Origin of the sequence: Streptomyces sp. NPDC052236 (genome assembly GCF_044548015.1) — a bacterium.
Lineage (GTDB): Bacteria > Actinomycetota > Actinomycetes > Streptomycetales > Streptomycetaceae > Streptomyces.
The window spans coordinates 232,230-248,585 of the sequence record NZ_JBIUBL010000002.1 but is presented as its reverse complement, the minus strand read 5'-3'; the positions used below and the strand labels follow the sequence as shown (position 1 = coordinate 248,585).

Genomic DNA, 16,356 nt, shown 5'->3' with positions numbered 1-16,356 from the left:
CGGCCATGTGGTGCCCCCTCTGCGGGAACCGATTCATTACCAGTCCCGCAGAGGCGTCCACGAACAGGAAACTGGGCTGCGTGGCGCGAAGGTCGCGTACGCGCACGGCACCACTGCTGAAAGGATCGAAAATGAAGCGCATGAAGGCCGCTGCCGCCGTAGCGGGCATCCTCCTCGCCATTGGCAGCGCCGCGCCCGCCATGGCGAGCGGGGGCGACGGGGGCGAGGACGGTGCGTCTGCGACAGGTTTCGCCGCCGGCTCCCCCGGATTGATTTCCGGGAACACGATTCAGGTTCCGATCCACATTCCGCTTCAGGTCTGCGGCAACACCATCGACATCATCGGCCTGCTGAACCCGGCCGCAGGCAACACCTGCGCCGCCAGGTGACCTTCAGTACGGCTGCGGCCCCGAGGAGCACGAAGGTGCTCCTCGGGGCCGCTTGGCCTTCGCAGGTCCCACAAACCTCCTTCACCCGGTCTTTACGCGGCTGATAACCGACTGTCCAGCATCCGCTTCGGAGCCTATGATTCCCCTCGATCCGGCTCTTCAGGCAAACACAAGAATGCTTGAAGAGATGACATGGCCATGGCTTTTTCATGCCTGTTCCGGACGAAACCCCTCACATTTCCCCGATGGGAGAATCATGTCCCGTGCACTTATCGCGGGTGGCGCGACGGCGGCAATTGTCGCTTCGCTGCTGGCCGTTCAGAACGCTGCCGCGGTCAGCATCGCGCCGCCGGACAAAATCACGATCGACGTCGCGACGGTCAACGGATCGGGCTGCCGCCCGGGGAGCGCCGCCACATCCGTGTCCGAGGACAACACGGCCTTCACCGTCACCTACAGCGAATACCTCGCCAAGGTAGGCCGGGGCGCCACGGCGACCGACATGCGCAAGAACTGTCAGCTCAGCCTCGTCGTCCATGTCCCGCAAGGCTTCACCTACGCGATCGCAAGCGTCGACTACCGCGGCTACGCGAACCTCATGACCGGCGCCACCGCGACCCAGAAGGCGTCGTACTACTTCCAGGGCTCGCCGGACACGGCGTCCCGCAGTCACCCGTTCCGCGGGCCGCTCGACGACAACTGGCAGGCCACCGACTCCACGGAATGGGGACAGATGGTCTGGGCACCGTGCGGAGTGAAGCGGAACTTCAACATCAACACCGAAGTGCGGGTCAACATCGGCACGTCCGACCCAAGGACCACGACAAGTTTCATGACCATGGACTCGACGGACGGTGAAATCAACACCATCTACCGGCTCGCCTGGAAGGAATGCGACGCCTGAGCCACGACCGAGCCAGGGGGAACGCGCACCGCCCCGACCGGCGGCCGGGGCGGTGCGGAGCCGCAATGGACGCCGTACGCGAGCTCCTCGACGGCGCGAAGCCCGCTGTGCCGTGAGGTGACGAGGACAACATCCACGCGCCGCCCCACCACCCCCGCCGCGTAAACCGCAGGTGTCTCCACCATCGGAACAAGGCTTTCGAAGGAAGCGGACCGCTCTCACCGGCCAAAGCGCCAAAGCGGACATTCACCGCACCGCCGAGTGGCCGAAAACTCGAAGCGATCAGCTTTACGCGCCCGTATCCTCACGGACATGCAGGTGATCCAGTCCACGAAACTCGCCAACGTCTGTTACGAAATCCGGGGCCCGGTTCTTGAGGAGGCGATGCGGCTTGAGGCAGCAGGTCACCGCATCCTCAAACTCAACACCGGCAATCCGGCAGCCTTCGGTTTCGAGTGCCCGCCCGAGATTCTTGAGGACATTCTCCGCAACCTCGGGACCGCGCACGGTTACGGCGATGCGAAGGGGCTGCTGTCCGCACGCCGCGCGGTGATGCAGCACTACCAGACCAAGGGCATCGACCTGAACGTCGAGGACATCTACCTCGGCAACGGCGTCTCCGAGCTGATCCAGATGTCGATGCAGGCGCTGCTGGACGACGGCGACGAGGTCCTCGTACCCGCCCCGGACTATCCGCTGTGGACCGCCTCCGTGGCGCTCGCGGGCGGGACCGCCGTGCACTACCGCTGTGACGAGCAGTCCGACTGGATGCCCGACCTCGCCGATATCGAGCGGAAGATCACCGATCGCACGAAGGCGATCGTGATCATCAACCCGAACAATCCCACCGGCGCGGTATACGACGACGAGATGCTGCGCTCCCTCACGGAGATCGCGCGCCGTCACAATCTGATCGTCTGCTCGGACGAGATCTACGACAGGATCCTCTACGACGGCGCCACGCACACACCGACCGCCGCGCTCGCCCCGGACCTGATGGTCCTCACCTTCAACGGCCTCTCCAAGAACTACCGGGTGGCCGGCTACCGCTCCGGGTGGATGGCGGTCTGCGGCCCGAAGGCGCACGCCACCTCGTACATCGAGGGGCTGACCATCCTCGCCAATATGCGCCTGTGCGCGAACATGCCCTCGCAGCACGCGGTGGCCACGGCGCTCGGCGGCCGGCAGTCGATTGACGACCTGGTGCTGCCGGGCGGCCGGATCCTGGAGCAGCGGGATGTCGCGTACGACCTGCTCACCCAGATCCCGGGTGTGACCTGCGTAAAGCCGAAGGGCGCGCTGTATCTCTTCCCGCGGCTGGACCCCACGGTCTACAAAATCAAGGACGACCGGCAGATGGTGCTCGATCTGCTGCGGAGCGAGAAAATCATGGTCGTGCACGGTACGGGCTTCAACTGGCCGGAGCCCGATCACTTCCGGATCGTGACGCTTCCGTCGGCGAAGGACCTGGCGGACGCGGTGACGCGGATCGGCCGGTTCCTGGACGGCTACAGCCAGCCCTGAGCCCGAAACCACAGTTTGACTCAAGCCTGGCCGGGGTCCGGCCGGAGTCCGGGCCATCTCGCGGCAAAGGATCACGAACGGGCTCAACTTTAGACTGAATCCAAGCTAGGATGGTCTCCTGACGCTGAGCAGGAGGCCATCCCCATGTACGAGCCGATTCGCACCAGGTCCGTCCACTCGGTGGCTGACGATGCCCCGTACCCTCACCGCACGCGCGAAGAGGAACTGGACATTCAGCTCGCCGGCCATCTCTCCGCGCTGCTCGCCGTCACCGACGAGCTCGGTCTTGATGAGGCCGCCGAGCACATCGCCGACCAGGTGGCCAGGTTGCGCGGCGCGACGCCCGCCCGTCACAAAGGCACCAGCGGCGCCGACCCCGCGGGCCTGCACCGCCGGGCGCACGCCCTCGCGGGCCGCGCCCTCGTCGTCGCGGCGTCCCGCGCGGACACCGCCGCCGCGATCCTCTCCGCCGAGCGGATGGACGCCCACACCGCCGCGCTGACCGAACCGCGTCTGGTCAGCGCCCCCTGACGGCCCCGGTCCGCGGGCCGCGAAGGCGCGCGGACCGGGTGCCACACAATTTCTTGCGCTGCGAGAGCCGATCACCGACAGTGATCAGTGATCAGCCAAGGCGGGCGACCAGCGCGCGGTACTCGTCCCACAGCTCCTTCGGCGCGTGGTCACCGAAGGTGTTGAGGTGCTCGGGCACCAGCGACGCCTCCTCGCGCCACACCTCCTTGTCCACCGAGAGCAGGAAGTCCAGATCCTCGGCGGGCAGTTCGAGGCCGTGCGTGTCGAGCGCCTCGCGCGTCGGCAGAATGCCGATCGGCGTCTCGACGCCCTCGGCCCTGCCCTCCAGCCGCTCCACGATCCACTTCAGTACGCGGCTGTTCTCGCCGAATCCCGGCCACACGAACTTGCCCGCGTCATTCTTGCGGAACCAGTTCACGTAGTAGATCTTGGGCAGCTTGGCCGCGGAGCCCAGCTCGGCGGCGTTCTTGCCGACCTTGATCCAGTGGGCCATGTAGTCGCCCATGTTGTAGCCGCAGAACGGCAGCATCGCGAAGGGGTCGCGGCGCAGCTCGCCGACCTTGCCCTCGGCGGCGGCGGTCTTCTCGGACGCGACGTTCGCGCCGAGGAAGACGCCGTGCTGCCAGTCGAAGGACTCCGTTACCAGCGGTACGGCACTGGCGCGACGGCCGCCGAAGAGGATCGCCGAAATCGGCACGCCCTTGGGGTCCTCCCACTCGGGCGCGATGATCGGGCACTGCCCGGCGGGAACGGTGAAGCGGGCGTTGGGGTGGGCGGCCGGGGTCGGGGACTCGGGCGTCCAGTCGTTGCCCTTCCAGTCGGTGAGGTGCGCGGGCAGCTCCTCGGTCATGCCCTCCCACCAGACATCGCCGTCGTCGGTCAGCGCGACGTTCGTGAAGATGGAGTTGCCCCACATGGTCTTCATGGCGTTGGCGTTGGTGTGCTCGCCGGTGCCGGGAGCGACGCCGAAGAAGCCCGCCTCCGGGTTGATCGCGTACAGCTGCCCGTCGTCGCCGAACCGCATCCAGGCGATGTCGTCGCCGATGGTCTCCACGGTCCAGCCGGAGATGGTGGGCTCCAGCATGGCGAGGTTGGTCTTTCCGCAGGCGCTCGGGAAGGCCGCGGTGACGTATTTGGGCTCGCCCTTCGGCGGCGTCAGCTTCAGGATCAGCATGTGCTCGGCGAGCCAGCCCTCGTCGCGGGCCATGACGGAGGCGATGCGCAGGGCGTAGCACTTCTTGCCGAGCAGGGCGTTGCCGCCGTAGCCGGAGCCGTACGACCAGATCTCGCGACTCTCGGGGAAGTGCGAGATGTACTTGGTGGTGTTGCACGGCCACGGGACGTCCGCCTGGCCCTGCTCCAGCGGGGCGCCCAGGGTGTGGACTGCCTTGACGAAGTCACCGTCGGCGCCGAGCTCCTCGAGTACGGGGCTGCCCATGCGGGTCATCGTGCGCATGGAGACGGCGACGTACGGGGAGTCGGTGATCTCCACGCCCATCGCGGAGAGCGGCGAGCCGAGCGGGCCCATGCAGAAGGGCACGACGTACATGGTCCGGCCGCGCATGGAACCACGGAAGACGCCGTTGTCGCCGGTGAAGATGGCCCGCATCTCGGCGGGGGCCTTCCAGTGGTTGGTCGGGCCCGCGTCCTCCTCCTTCTCGGAGCAGATGAAGGTCCGGTCCTCGACGCGGGCGACGTCGCTCGGGTCGGAGGCGGCGTAGTAGGAGTTCGGGCGCTTGATCGGGTCCAGCTTCGTAAAAGTGCCCTTGGCGACGAGCTCCCCGCACAGGCGCTCGTACTCGGCTTCGGATCCGTCACACCAGACGACGCTGTCCGGCTGGGTTATCGCTGCGATCTCGTCGACCCAGGAGAGGAGTTCCTGGTGGTTGGTGGGGACGGTGCTGGGAGCCGCGATGTCTCGCGCCACGATCGCTCCTAAGTGAGGGTTTGTAGGTTGATTGCCCCGTGGGGGCCGCGACCCGGACGCTTCGAACCTTTTGCCGCTTTGCTTGGCGCTCATCCGGTGTCGACCGCACTCATCTGATCATCGGTGGACTCTGCCCATATGTCCAGAGGAGCACTCACGTGAGCGCACGTGAGCATCGCCACTCGGAACGTGACGGGGTCGACGGAAGGGAGGCTGACCAGGTTTCCCGTTACCTACGGTTCCGTAGGTAACATCTCGGCATGACTGCTGCAGCCTCAGAAGAGACCGACATACACGCGACGCCGGTGAAACCGAGGCTTCGCGGCTGGCTGCACGCGGGGATGTTCCCCGCCGTGCTCGTCGCGGGGCTCGTACTCACGGCCCTGGCCGACACACCTCGGGCGCGGATCGCCTGCGCCATCTACGTCTTCACGGCATGCCTGCTGTTCGGTGTGAGCGCGATATATCACCGGGGGACGTGGGGACCGCGCGGCGAAGCCGTACTGCGGCGCCTCGACCACGCCAATATCTTCCTCATCATCGCGGGCACGTACACGCCGCTGACGATGCTCCTGCTGCCGGACTCCAGCGGCCGGCCGCTGCTGTGGGCGGTGTGGGTGGCGGCCGTGTCGGGGATCGCGTTCCGCGTCTTCTGGGTGGGGGCGCCGCGGTGGCTCTACACGCCGTGCTACATCGCGATGGGGTGGGCGGCGGTGTTCTTCCTGCCGGAGTTCATGCGGGCAGGAGGGATCACGGTGCTGGTGTGCGTGATTGTCGGGGGGCTGCTGTACAGCGCGGGTGGAGTGATTTACGGGATGAAGAGGCCGAATCCGTCACCGCGGTGGTTCGGCTTTCATGAGGTTTTCCACTCCCTGACGTTGGCGGCGTTCATTGTGCATTATGTGGGGATTTCGATGGTGGTGTACGGGCAGGCGTAAGCGAGGCGGGGCGGCGCGGTGCGGCGGGGCTTGGGTTGCCGGCGTTCAGTTACCGAGTTTCCGGACAAGGTCTGACGGGTCCGTGGTGGGTGCGTCGCAGGTGAAGTTCCGGCAGACGTACGCCGCCGGGCCGCCGTCCACCAGCGGGCGGTCCCGCAGCAGCGGAAACTCCTCGCTGCCCGGCTCGCCCACCGCGACCACCAGCCCCGGAGCGGTCGCCAGCAGCGCCGTACGATGCAGCTCCCGGGTCGCCGCGGCGCCGTCGGGCCCGACGACCGCCGCCTCGCGCGGCCCGTCCAGCAGCGCTTCGGCGACCGCGAGCCCCCAGCCGATGAACCGCGGCGCGCGCGGGCCGAGCGCCCGCACCACGCCCAACGCGCCCTCGGCGGCCGTGCGATGGGCCTCGGAGCCGGTGTGCGCGGCGTACGAGAGGAGCGCGCCCGCCGCGGCCGACCAGCCGGACGGGGTGGCGCTGTCCGTCGGGTCCTGCGGGCGGCGGATCAGCCGCTCGGCGTCGTCGGCGGTGTCGTACAGCGCCCCGCCCTCGCCGACGAACTGGTCGATGACGATGTCGAGCAGGAACCCCGCGAACTCCAGCCACACGCCCTCACCGGTCACCGCCGCGAGCGTCAGGAAGCCCTCGGCGACATCCGCGTAGTCCTCCAGCACGCCCGCGTTCGCGCCGACCCGGCCGTCCTTGGAGGTACGGGAGAGCCGCGCCGCCTCGTCCATGTGCAGCCGCACCAGCAGATCGGCCGCCTCGGTCGCGCGCTCGACGAGGTCCGGGCGTTCGAAGTACGCCCCGGCCTCCGCCAGCGCGGCAATCGCGAGGCCGTTCCAGGCGGCGACCACCTTGTCGTCACGACCCGGCCGCGGACGCCGCGCGCGGGCCTCGAACAGCCGCTCCTTGAGCTCCGCATCCGCTTCGCCGGACGGGAGTTGCAGAACCGACGCGCCCTCCTCGAAGGTGCCCTGCTCGGTGACGGCGAACAGCTCGGCCGCCCGCTCCGCGTCCTTCTCCCCCAGCGCCTCGACCAGTTGCCCCGGCGTCCAGGCGTAGAACGCGCCCTCGACATGCCTTCCCGTGCCGTCGTCACTGTCGGCGTCGAGCGCCGAGGCGAAGCCGCCCTCTTCCGTACGCAGCTCCCGCACCATGAAGTCCGCGGTCTCCAGCGCCACCCGCCGGGCCTCCTCAGAACCGGTGGCCCGCCACAGATGCGCGTACACCCGGCACAACAGCGCATTGTCGTAGAGCATCTTCTCGAAGTGCGGCACCGTCCACTCCCGGTCCACCGAGTACCGCGCGAAACCGCCCCCGAGCTGGTCGTACATCCCGCCGCGCGCCATCGCCGCACAGGTGTCCGCAGCCATCTGCAACGCACCGTCGGAGCCGGTACGGGCGTAGTGCCGCAGCAGGAATTCCACGGCCATCGACGGCGGGAACTTGGGTGCCCCGCCGAAGCCGCCGTGCCGCTCGTCGTACTCCCGCGTCAGCGCGAGCAGCGCCTGCGCCAGCTCCTCCTCGCCGGGTACGCCGCCGTCCCCGCCGAAGGCGAGCGACCTGCCCGCCAGATCCCGGACGATCTTGCCGGCGACCTCGCCGACCTCGTCCCGGCGGTCGCTCCAGGCGGCCGTGACGCCTTCCAGCACCTGCCGGAAGGACGCCATGCCGTGCCGGGGCTCGGGCGGGAAGTACGTACCGAAGTAGAAGGGCTCCGCGTCCGCGGTGAGGAAGACGGTCATGGGCCAGCCGCCGTGCCCGGTGGCCGACTGCACGGCCTCCATATAGACGGCGTCGACATCGGGCCGCTCCTCACGGTCGACCTTGATGCTGACGAAGTGGGCGTTCAGATACGCCGCGGTCTCCTCGTCCTCGAAGGACTCGTGCGCCATCACATGGCACCAGTGGCAGCTCGAATAGCCGACGCTGAGCAGCACCGGCACCCCGCGCCTGCGCGCCTCGTCGAAAGCGTCGCCCGACCATGGCCACCAGTCGACCGGGTTGTCGGCGTGCTGGAGGAGGTAGGGGGAGGTCTCGTGTGCAAGGCGGTTCGGCATACCGCCATCCTCTCTCAGGGTGTGGTTGATCGCCGGACTCCCTCGCGCTGACGCGCCGTACGCAGGACACTTGTCGCCAGACCGGCACAGGAAGCGGAGCTCTCCGAGGGGGTCGCACATGCGGGACAGCCATCGGGCGGAAGCCGAGAGGCTGTTGGTACGCGCCGTAGAGGAAGAACTACGGCGTTCCGGCGGTTCCGGCGAAAGATCGGACTCGGGCGTGCTGCTGGCACGCGGCCGGGCGGCCCTGGACACCATGGCGGCGAACGCCGCCGAGGAGTACGCCGCGTACGAGCAGGCACTGACCGAGGCGGAGGCCTGGCAGCAGCCCCTGTCCGAGCGCTTCAGCCGGCAGAACATCTCGACGCCCGCGCTGGTGACGGCGGTTGCGGCCCTCGCCGCGATCGGCACGGACCTCGTGCTCGGCACCGGCCCGGGCACCGCGATCGGCGCGGGCGCGATCGTCGCCGTCGCCGGGGCGGCGACCACCGTCCTCAGGGTGACCGCGTCGCACTGGCCTGCCGCGAACCGCAGAGCCGGTGCGCTGGGCCAGCCGGGCGGGGCCGATCAGCTGCGGCTCCAATGGCTGACGGCGCTGGAGGTACGGGGAATCCGCCCGTTCCTGGACCAGCAGCGGATGCTGGCCTCCTCCGCCCGTACGGCCCGTAACACGCGTAACGCCAAGAAGACCACGGCCGCGCCGGTGCTGCGCGGCGTGGACCGCAGCGCGGCGGCGCGCCGCAGGTCCGTGCTGGAGCAGTCGTTCGGGCTGCTGCCGGAGCCGGAGGGGGTGTTCGCGGGCCGCCGCGAGTCGATGACGCGGATCGCGCAGTGGGTGCACGCCGCGCGCGCGTCGACGGAGACCAGACCGACGGTGGTGGTGCTGTACGGAGCGCCGGGCGCGGGGCGCACCGAGCTCGCGGTGCGGGCCTCGCACCACCTCAGGGACCAGTTCCGGGGCGCGTGCGTGGTCGATCTGCGCGGCGACAGCGAGCATCCGCTCGCCACCCGGGACGCGTTGCTGCATCTGCTGAACCGGCTGGGCGCGCCGCGCGAACAACTGCTGTTCCGGGAGCGGTCCTCGGCAGAACAGCAGGTCAAGCGGTTGAGCGACGTGTACCACCAGCATCTGACCGGGCTGCCGGTGACGGTGGTGCTCGACGACGCGAACGACCCGGCGCAGGTGCGCACGCTGCTCCCGGAGCGCTCGGACAGCCTGGTGCTGGTCACGGCGCGCAAGCGGCTGGACCTGCCGGACGACACCCCGGCGTGGGTGCACCAGCTGCCCGTCGAGGCGCTGGACGCGGTGAGCGCGGAGGAACTGCTGCGCGCCTCGGCCGAAAGCCCGGCCACCGGCCCGTACGACGCCCACTCGGCAGACGCCGTACGGGAGTTGTGCGGCAGGCTGCCGCTCGCGCTGCGGATCGCGGGCTCCGCCCTCGGCCCGCGCACCGACCGGCAACTCGCCTCGGACCTGGCCGCCTACGATGCGCCGGACCCGGTCGAGCGCGCCCTGCGGCTGCGCTACGCCGATCTGCCCGAGCAGGCGCGGCGGCTGCTGCGCAGGCTCGCGCTGGCCGGGCGGGCGTCGCTGGGCGCGGCGGCTGCGGCGGCGCTGCTGGACACGGACGAGAAGGGGGCGCAGGGGCTGCTCGCGAAGCTCGCGCAGACGGGCCTGATCGTTCAGGTACGGGCCGGCCGCTACCGGCTGCACGATGCCGTACGGGCCTTCGCCCGCGCCCGGCTCGTGGACGAGGAGGCGGCTGCGGAGCGTACCGCCGCACAGGAGCGGCTGATCCAGAACTACGCGGACCTGGCCGGCGCGGTGATCCGGATGGTGGACGGCAAGAGATCCACACGCGCGGGCGACTTCGGGTCGCACGGCTTCTCCTCCCTGGACGCGGCGCTGCGCTGGCTGGACGACGAGTCCAGCTTCATCACCTCGGCGCTGCGCTACGCGGAGGGCGTGAACCAGCAGACCGTGCTCAATCTGCTGGGCGCGCTGTGCGACTACTGCCTGCTGCGTGGCGACCTCTACCGGCTGGGCGAGATCAGCGAGCTGTCGCAGGCGGTGGACCAGGGCCTGCTGGAGCGTTCCGTACGGTGGCGTACAGGCATCGCGGCCCGCCAGCTCGGCGAGCTCGACAAGGCCCGCACCACGCTCTCCTCGGTCGTCGGCCTCTACCGCGAGGCGCAGAACGACGCGGGGGCGGCGCTGGCGCTCGGCTCGCTCGGGATCACCCTGCACCACCAGGGCAATCTGACCGAGGCGGCGGCGAAGCTGAACGAGGCGCTCGGCCTCCAGTCCTCGGAGGAGCAGGCCGCGGACCGGGCGTGGACGATGCACGCGCTGGCCGCGGTGGAGCGCGACCGCGCCAACCTCAACAAGGCGCTGGGTCTGCTGGCGGAGGCGCTCGACCTGCACCGGGAGGGTGAGTCCCTGCACGGCGAGGCGTGGACGCGGCTCCAGCTGGGCCAGGTCTGCCTGCGGATGGGCGATGTGGAGCGCGCGGAGGAGGAGCTGCGTACGGCCCTGGACCTGTACGGCCGCACCCACGACGAGCGCGGCGAGGCCTGGGCGCTGACCCAGCTGGCCAGGGCCCGCCTGGTGGACGGCGACCCGGCACTGGCCGTCGACCAGCTCCGTCATGCCCTGACCCGCCACCGCGACAGCGAGGACGCGCGCGGCGAGGCGTGGACGCTGTACTACCTGGGCCAGGCGCTGGAGGAGCGCGGCGACCGCGACGAGGCGGTACGCGAGCTGGAGCGGGCGCGCACGATGTTCTCGCGGATGCGCGACGTGTACGGCCTGGCCTGCGCCCGCCACCACTCGGGCCGCGTGACCCGCGACCAGCGCGCCGCCCAGACGGGCAATCTGCGCAACTCCGGCTTCGCCCGCCAACTCCTGATGGACGCGCGCGCGGACTTCCGCCGCATCGGCGTGGCACACGGCGAGGCCTGGACGTGCCTGGAGCTCGCGATGATCGACGGCGGCAACAACCGCCCGGTACAGGCGCTGGCCCTGTGCGACGCGGCGACGGCGCTCTTCACCTCGTACGAGGACCACCGCGGCGCGGACTGGTCCCGCTTCCTGCGCTGCACGCTGCTGCCGTACGCCTCGCCGGGGGGCATCGAGGTCGGCACGGTGGTGGCCCAGGAGGAACTGTCCGAACTGATGGAGACGACGCACCGCTCGCGCGACGGCAAGCTGGAGGACTGCGCGGAGGCACTGGCGCTGATGCTGGAACGGGGCGTGCACCTGGAGGACGGCTGGCAGGCCTGGCAACTGGGCATGGTCCCGAACCGCCACGCGAGGGAGGTAATGGGCGTCCCGATCCCGACGACCTGACGTACCGGGGCCGCTCGGCACTCGGTTCGCCCTCAATCGCCAGGCGGGCTGGTTCCCCAGTTCACCGGATACTTCCAGCGCGCCGGCGGACAATCCAGCCTCGCGGGGGCACCTCCCATGCCGAAGGCCATGGGTGAGTTCGAGGCGCGGGACTTGGGGCGGAGCCCCGACAAGCACCCGGGCTCACGCCTCCGGCGAAAACCAGCCCCGTGGGGGCACCCTCCCATGCCGAAGGCCATGGGGAGATTGAGGCGCGGGGCGCGGGGCGGAGCCCCGACAAGGGCCCGGGCGCACGCAGCGCCCGGGTTTCCCGTGCCCCGCGCAACGCCGCAAGGGGACCGGGGGAACCAGACGCGCCCCGACCCCCTCACGCCGCACCCTCACGCAGACGCCGCGCCCCGTCCCCGCTCGCCGCCATCCTTCGGAGACGCTCCCGATGGATCCGGCGCCTCCTCGAAGTTGATCCTGCCCATATGGCGGTTCATCGACTTCATCAGAAGCCACACCCCCACCGCCAACGCCGCGAAGACGATGAAGCCGAGAACCCCAGGGGTCACCTTGTTGTCGTCGACCTCCTTGGCAAGAGGGACGAGGTGCGTCAGTGCCAGGTTTGCGCTTGCGCTCATATCAGGCATTGTCCCGGATGCCCGCGAAGAGGTCGTCCTCGGGGAGGGAGGTGTCGACCAGAGACTTCACCAGCTCGTACTCCTCCGTGGGCCACACCTTCTGCTGGATGTCCATCGGCACCCGGAACCAGCCCCCGTCCGGGTCGATCTGCGTCGCGTGCGCGATCAGCGCCTTGTCGCGGATCCCGAAGAAGTCCGCGCACGGAACGAACGTGGTCAGCGTGCGCTCGTCGCGCTGGAACTCCTTCCAGCGCTCCAGCCACTCCCCGTACGGCGACTCCAGCCCGCGCTCTATCAGCGCCTCGTGCAGCGCGACCGTACGCGGACGGTTGAAGCCCTGGTTGTAGTACAGCTTCTGCGGCTCCCACACCGGCCCGAACTCCGACTCCGGGTACTTCTCGGCGTCGGCCGCTCCGTCGAAGGCCACCATCGTGATCTTGTGGGTCATGATGTGGTCGGGGTGCGGGTATCCCCCGTTCTCGTCGTACGTCGTAATCACCTGCGGACGGAACGCGCGGATGGACTTCACCAGACGTCCCGCCGCCACCTCCACGTCCTCCAGGGCGAAACACCCCTGGGGCAGCGGCGGCAGCGGGTCGCCCTCGGGCAGGCCGGAGTCGACGAAGCCGAGCCACTCCTGCCCGACGCCGAGGATCTGCCGCGCCTCGTCCATCTCTTTCTTGCGTACCTCGTGGATGTGCTCCTCGATATACGCGTCGCCCTGGAGCTTCGGGTTGAGGATGGAGCCGCGCTCGCCCCCTGTGCAGGTCACGACCAGCACGTCCACCCCCTCGGACACATACTTGGCCATCGTGGCCGCGCCCTTGCTCGACTCATCGTCGGGGTGGGCGTGAACGGCCATCAGTCGCAGCTGCTCAGTCAAGAGTCGATCCTCAATGATTCGTCACGTTGGGCGGCTTCTATAGTGACCGAATCGGCGGGCGGAAAATTCCGCCGTCCGCCCCTGGAGAGGAAAGATCATGACCGCGGTTCGCGAAGAGCTCCCGGAAGGCCGCTACGGCCGCTCGGTGGACGAGCGCGCCGACCGCAAGCTCAGGATCCTGGGCGCGGTGCTCGGCGTCGCGCTTCTCGGGATGACCGGCTGGTTCGGTTATGACTACATCGCGAGTCAGAAGATCAGCGGCGAAGTGATCAAATTTGACGTCACTTCGGACACCGAGGTCCAGGTGCACCTGGAGGTGCGCAAGGACGCGGGCGCCACCGGCACCTGCACCCTGCGCTCCCGCGCGGAGGACGGCAGCGAGGTGGGCCGCGTGGACGTTGCCGTGGATCAGCGCGGCGACAAGCGGACCGATCAGGTCGTCAAGGTGCGCACGACGGCGCGCGCGACCAGCGCCGAACTGGTGGAGTGCGCCGCACGCTGATCCTCGGGTCTCCGCGAGTCTCCATGCTGACCTGCGAAGATGTAATTCTGATGGCATTCGTCCTCCCCCTTCGGCCACGAAATTGTTAGGCTCGTGGTTTCGCCCACCCGGGGAGGCACATCCTTTGGGTAGGGCGATGCTTTGTATTCCCAGTACCTACGAGGAGCACCTGTGACCCAGACCAGCGAGAACGTCACCTGGCTCACCCAGGAGGCGTACAACCAGCTGAAGGCCGAGCTGGAGTACCTGTCTGGTCCCGCGCGCACCGAGATCTCGAAGAAGATCGAGGCGGCGCGCGAGGAGGGCGACCTGCGCGAGAACGGCGGGTACCACGCAGCCAAGGAAGAGCAGGGCAAGCAGGAGCTCCGTGTGCGCCAGCTGACCCAGCTTCTGGACAACGCCAAGGTCGGCGAGGCGCCTGCGGACACCGGCGTCGTCGGCCCCGGCATGGTCGTCACGATCGCCTTCGGCGGCGATCCGGACGACACCGTGACCTTCCTGATGGCATCGCGTGAGTACGCGAGTACGGACATCGAGACGTACTCGCCGCAGTCCCCCCTGGGGTCCGCCGTGAACGGCAAGAAGGTCGGCGAGGACGCGCAGTACGAGCTGCCGAACGGCAACAAGGCCTCGGTGAAGATCCTCGAGGCCAAGCCGTACACCGGCTGAGGCCGGCCGCGCAGAGACAAACCCCGAAGGGGCCGGACCGCTCGCTGCGGTCCGGCCCCTTTGCCACGTTGTTCGCAACGTGTACGCCACGCGCCCCTCAGACGGTCGCCGAGCGGTACTTCCGCACCGCCAGCGTCCGGAACAGCACGATAATCACGATCGACCAGATGATCGAGGCCAGCACCGGGTGCTGCATCGGCCAGGCGTCGGACGGCGGGACTCCCGGGTTGCCGAAAAGCTCACGGCAGGCCCGGACCGTGGCACTGAACGGGTTCCACTCGGCGATGTGCCGCAGCCAGGGGGGCAGCTTGCTGGAGTCCACGAACGCGTTCGAGATGAATGTGACCGGGAAGAGCCAGACCAGACCGCCGGAGGTGGCCGCCTCGGGCGTACGGACCGAGAGGCCGATCAGCGCGCCGATCCACGAGAAGGCGTAGCCGAGGAGCAGCAACAGGGCGAACCCGCCGAGCGCCTTGGGGATGCCCTCGTGGACTCGCCAGCCGACGAGCAGGGCGACGATCGCGAGGACCACGACGGTCAGCGCGGTCTGCACGAGGTCGGCGAGCGTACGGCCGGTGAGGACCGCGCCGCGCGCCATCGGCAGCGAGCGGAACCGGTCGATGAGGCCCTTGTGCATATCGTCGGCGATGCCCGCGCCCGCCCCCGCCGTGGCGAAGGTGACGGTCTGCGCGAAGATCCCGGCCATCAGGAACTCGCGGTAGACCTCCGGGGACGTCGAGGAGCCGATCTGCATGGAGCCGCCGAAGACGTAGCTGAACAGGACCACGAACATGATCGGCTGGATCAGCCCGAAGATGATCATCTCCGGGATCCGGGTCATCCTGATCAGATTGCGCTTGGCGATGACGAGTGAGTCGTTGACCGACTGCACGATGCCGCCGCGCGGCCGGGGGGCCGCGAGCGGAGGAGCTTTGGTGGTCGTGGTCACTTCGCCGTCTCCTTCCCGGATGTTTTCGACGCCTTGGCGTCCTGCGGCTTGTCGGTTTCCTCGGTCTCCTCGGTCTCCTCGGCCGCCAGCTCGGCGGCATGGCCGGTGAGGGAGATGAAGACGTCGTCGAGGGTGGGGCGGCGCAGGCCGATGTCGTCGATCTCGACACCACGGGCGTCCAGTTCGCGAATGACCTCGGCGAGCAGCTTGGCGCCGCCGGTGACCGGGACGGTGAGCTTGCGGCTGAGCTGGACGACGGTGACCTCGCCCTTGCCGAAACCGGCCAGCACGGCCTGGGCCGGGGCCATCTGGTCGGGCTGGTGCACGACGACCTCGACGCGCTCGCCGCCCGTACGTGCCTTGAGCTCGTCGGAGGTGCCGCGGGCGATGACCTTGCCGTGGTCGATGACGCAGATGTCATGGGCGAGGCGGTCGGCCTCTTCGAGGTACTGGGTGGTGAGCAGCAGTGTCGTACCGCCGGCGACCAGTTCCTCGATGACCTCCCACAACTGCTGGCGGTTGCGCGGGTCGAGCCCGGTGGTCGGCTCGTCCATGAACATCACGGGCGGGGAGACGACAAGGGCGGCGGCGAGGTCGAGCCTGCGGCGCATACCGCCGGAGTACGTCTTGGCGGGGCGGTCGGCGGCGTCGGCGAGGTTGAACCGGTCGAGCAGGGTGACCGCCCGCGCCTTGGCGTCCCGGGAGCTCATCTGGTACAGCTGACCGACCATCTGGAGGTTCTCACGGCCGGTCAGATACTCGTCCACCGCGGCGAACTGGCCGGAGAGGCCGATGACGCGGCGCACCTCGTTCGGGTGCTTGAGGACGTCGATACCGGCGACGACGGCCTTGCCGCTGTCGGGCTGCAGCAAGGTGGTCAGGACGCGCACGGCGGTGGTCTTGCCGGCTCCGTTGGGGCCGAGCAGTCCCAGGACCGTGCCTTCGGGGACGTCGAGATCGACGCCGTCCAAAGCCCTTACAGCGCCGAAGGTCTTCACCAGGCCTTCGGCGTAAATGGCGCCTGGCATATGGGTTCTCCCAAGGTGGCGGGTGGGTGGGTTACTTGGTGCGAAAGCAGGAATGCGTGTGGGTGTACGTGGGGGCGTG

Annotated in this window: 14 protein-coding genes; 8 read left to right on the top strand and 6 right to left on the bottom strand. The window is 68.9% G+C overall.

Annotation, left to right across the window (positions count from 1 at the left end):
* Positions 1-131: 131 nt before the first annotated feature.
* From ACIHCQ_RS05090 to ACIHCQ_RS05075, 4 genes are all read left to right on the top strand, one after another.
* A complete protein-coding gene (locus ACIHCQ_RS05090) occupies positions 132-389 on the top strand; it encodes a chaplin (RefSeq protein ID WP_399658094.1) in 258 nt (85 codons plus the stop codon).
* 256 nt (positions 390-645) lie between these two features.
* Positions 646-1,293, top strand: coding sequence for a DUF4360 domain-containing protein (locus ACIHCQ_RS05085; protein WP_399658092.1), 648 nt, complete (start codon positions 646-648; stop codon positions 1,291-1,293).
* A 312-nt stretch (positions 1,294-1,605) separates the two neighbouring features.
* Positions 1,606-2,817, top strand: a complete 1,212-nt coding sequence (locus tag ACIHCQ_RS05080) for a pyridoxal phosphate-dependent aminotransferase (protein ID WP_399658090.1) — start codon at positions 1,606-1,608, stop codon at positions 2,815-2,817.
* A 144-nt stretch (positions 2,818-2,961) separates the two neighbouring features.
* Positions 2,962-3,348: a hypothetical protein gene (locus ACIHCQ_RS05075; RefSeq protein ID WP_399658088.1), complete on the top strand. Its 387-nt coding sequence runs from the start codon at positions 2,962-2,964 to the stop codon at positions 3,346-3,348.
* A 91-nt stretch (positions 3,349-3,439) separates the two neighbouring features.
* Here the strand turns inward: ACIHCQ_RS05075 and ACIHCQ_RS05070 are convergent, their stop codons facing one another.
* Positions 3,440-5,275, bottom strand: coding sequence for a phosphoenolpyruvate carboxykinase (GTP) (locus tag ACIHCQ_RS05070; protein ID WP_399658086.1), 1,836 nt, complete (start codon positions 5,273-5,275; stop codon positions 3,440-3,442).
* A gap of 260 nt (positions 5,276-5,535) precedes the next feature.
* On the opposite strand from ACIHCQ_RS05070, the gene ACIHCQ_RS05065 reads away from it, so the two are divergent.
* Positions 5,536-6,213 (top strand): hemolysin III family protein, encoded by a 678-nt coding sequence (locus tag ACIHCQ_RS05065; RefSeq protein ID WP_399658084.1) that lies wholly within the window; start codon positions 5,536-5,538, stop codon positions 6,211-6,213.
* 45 nt (positions 6,214-6,258) lie between these two features.
* Here ACIHCQ_RS05065 and ACIHCQ_RS05060 read toward each other — a convergent pair whose 3' ends face one another.
* Complete coding sequence (locus ACIHCQ_RS05060) at positions 6,259-8,271, bottom strand: thioredoxin domain-containing protein (protein ID WP_399658081.1); 2,013 nt, start codon at positions 8,269-8,271, stop codon at positions 6,259-6,261.
* Positions 8,272-8,389: 118 nt separating this feature from the next.
* On the opposite strand from ACIHCQ_RS05060, the gene ACIHCQ_RS05055 reads away from it, so the two are divergent.
* On the top strand, positions 8,390-11,620 hold the full coding sequence (locus ACIHCQ_RS05055; RefSeq protein WP_399658079.1) for a tetratricopeptide repeat protein: 3,231 nt from the start codon (positions 8,390-8,392) through the stop codon (positions 11,618-11,620).
* Between the two features lie 380 nt (positions 11,621-12,000).
* Here the strand turns inward: ACIHCQ_RS05055 and ACIHCQ_RS05050 are convergent, their stop codons facing one another.
* The gene (locus tag ACIHCQ_RS05050; protein WP_399658077.1) at positions 12,001-12,255 is read right to left on the bottom strand and encodes a hypothetical protein; all 255 of its coding nucleotides are present in this window, start codon (positions 12,253-12,255) and stop codon (positions 12,001-12,003) included.
* The gene (gene mca, locus ACIHCQ_RS05045; RefSeq protein ID WP_399658075.1) at positions 12,248-13,129 is read right to left on the bottom strand and encodes a mycothiol conjugate amidase Mca; all 882 of its coding nucleotides are present in this window, start codon (positions 13,127-13,129) and stop codon (positions 12,248-12,250) included. The genes ACIHCQ_RS05050 and mca overlap by 8 nt, the downstream gene beginning before the upstream one ends.
* Positions 13,130-13,226: 97 nt before the next feature.
* On the opposite strand from mca, the gene ACIHCQ_RS05040 reads away from it, so the two are divergent.
* Together ACIHCQ_RS05040 and greA are read left to right on the top strand one after the other, a co-directional pair.
* Positions 13,227-13,631, top strand: a complete 405-nt coding sequence (locus tag ACIHCQ_RS05040; protein WP_399658073.1) for a DUF4307 domain-containing protein — start codon at positions 13,227-13,229, stop codon at positions 13,629-13,631.
* A 171-nt stretch (positions 13,632-13,802) separates the two neighbouring features.
* Positions 13,803-14,300 carry a transcription elongation factor GreA gene (greA, locus tag ACIHCQ_RS05035; protein WP_399658071.1) on the top strand — a complete coding sequence of 166 codons (498 nt, stop codon included), beginning with the start codon at positions 13,803-13,805 and terminating at the stop codon, positions 14,298-14,300.
* A gap of 97 nt (positions 14,301-14,397) precedes the next feature.
* Here greA and ACIHCQ_RS05030 read toward each other — a convergent pair whose 3' ends face one another.
* Entirely contained in the window at positions 14,398-15,249 is an 852-nt protein-coding gene (locus tag ACIHCQ_RS05030) for an ABC transporter permease (RefSeq protein WP_399658069.1), read from the bottom strand.
* Positions 15,246-16,277 carry an ATP-binding cassette domain-containing protein gene (locus tag ACIHCQ_RS05025; RefSeq protein ID WP_399658067.1) on the bottom strand — a complete coding sequence of 344 codons (1,032 nt, stop codon included), beginning with the start codon at positions 16,275-16,277 and terminating at the stop codon, positions 15,246-15,248. Before ACIHCQ_RS05025 ends, ACIHCQ_RS05030 begins: the two co-directional genes overlap by 4 nt.
* Positions 16,278-16,356: the final 79 nt, after the last annotated feature.

What these genes read in the sequence shown, in the direction of transcription:
- ACIHCQ_RS05060 (WP_399658081.1), bottom strand. Translation starts at nt 8,271, where the DNA reads ATGCCGAACCGCCTTGCACACGAGACCTCCCCCTACCTCCTCCAGCAC.
- ACIHCQ_RS05050 (WP_399658077.1), bottom strand. Translation starts at nt 12,255, where the DNA reads ATGCCTGATATGAGCGCAAGCGCAAACCTGGCACTGACGCACCTCGTC.
- ACIHCQ_RS05080 (WP_399658090.1), top strand. Translation starts at nt 1,606, where the DNA reads ATGCAGGTGATCCAGTCCACGAAACTCGCCAACGTCTGTTACGAAATC.
- ACIHCQ_RS05085 (WP_399658092.1), top strand. Translation starts at nt 646, where the DNA reads ATGTCCCGTGCACTTATCGCGGGTGGCGCGACGGCGGCAATTGTCGCT.
- ACIHCQ_RS05040 (WP_399658073.1), top strand. Translation starts at nt 13,227, where the DNA reads ATGACCGCGGTTCGCGAAGAGCTCCCGGAAGGCCGCTACGGCCGCTCG.
- ACIHCQ_RS05075 (WP_399658088.1), top strand. Translation starts at nt 2,962, where the DNA reads ATGTACGAGCCGATTCGCACCAGGTCCGTCCACTCGGTGGCTGACGAT.
- ACIHCQ_RS05055 (WP_399658079.1), top strand. Translation starts at nt 8,390, where the DNA reads ATGCGGGACAGCCATCGGGCGGAAGCCGAGAGGCTGTTGGTACGCGCC.
- ACIHCQ_RS05065 (WP_399658084.1), top strand. Translation starts at nt 5,536, where the DNA reads ATGACTGCTGCAGCCTCAGAAGAGACCGACATACACGCGACGCCGGTG.
- ACIHCQ_RS05025 (WP_399658067.1), bottom strand. Translation starts at nt 16,277, where the DNA reads ATGCCAGGCGCCATTTACGCCGAAGGCCTGGTGAAGACCTTCGGCGCT.
- ACIHCQ_RS05090 (WP_399658094.1), top strand. Translation starts at nt 132, where the DNA reads ATGAAGCGCATGAAGGCCGCTGCCGCCGTAGCGGGCATCCTCCTCGCC.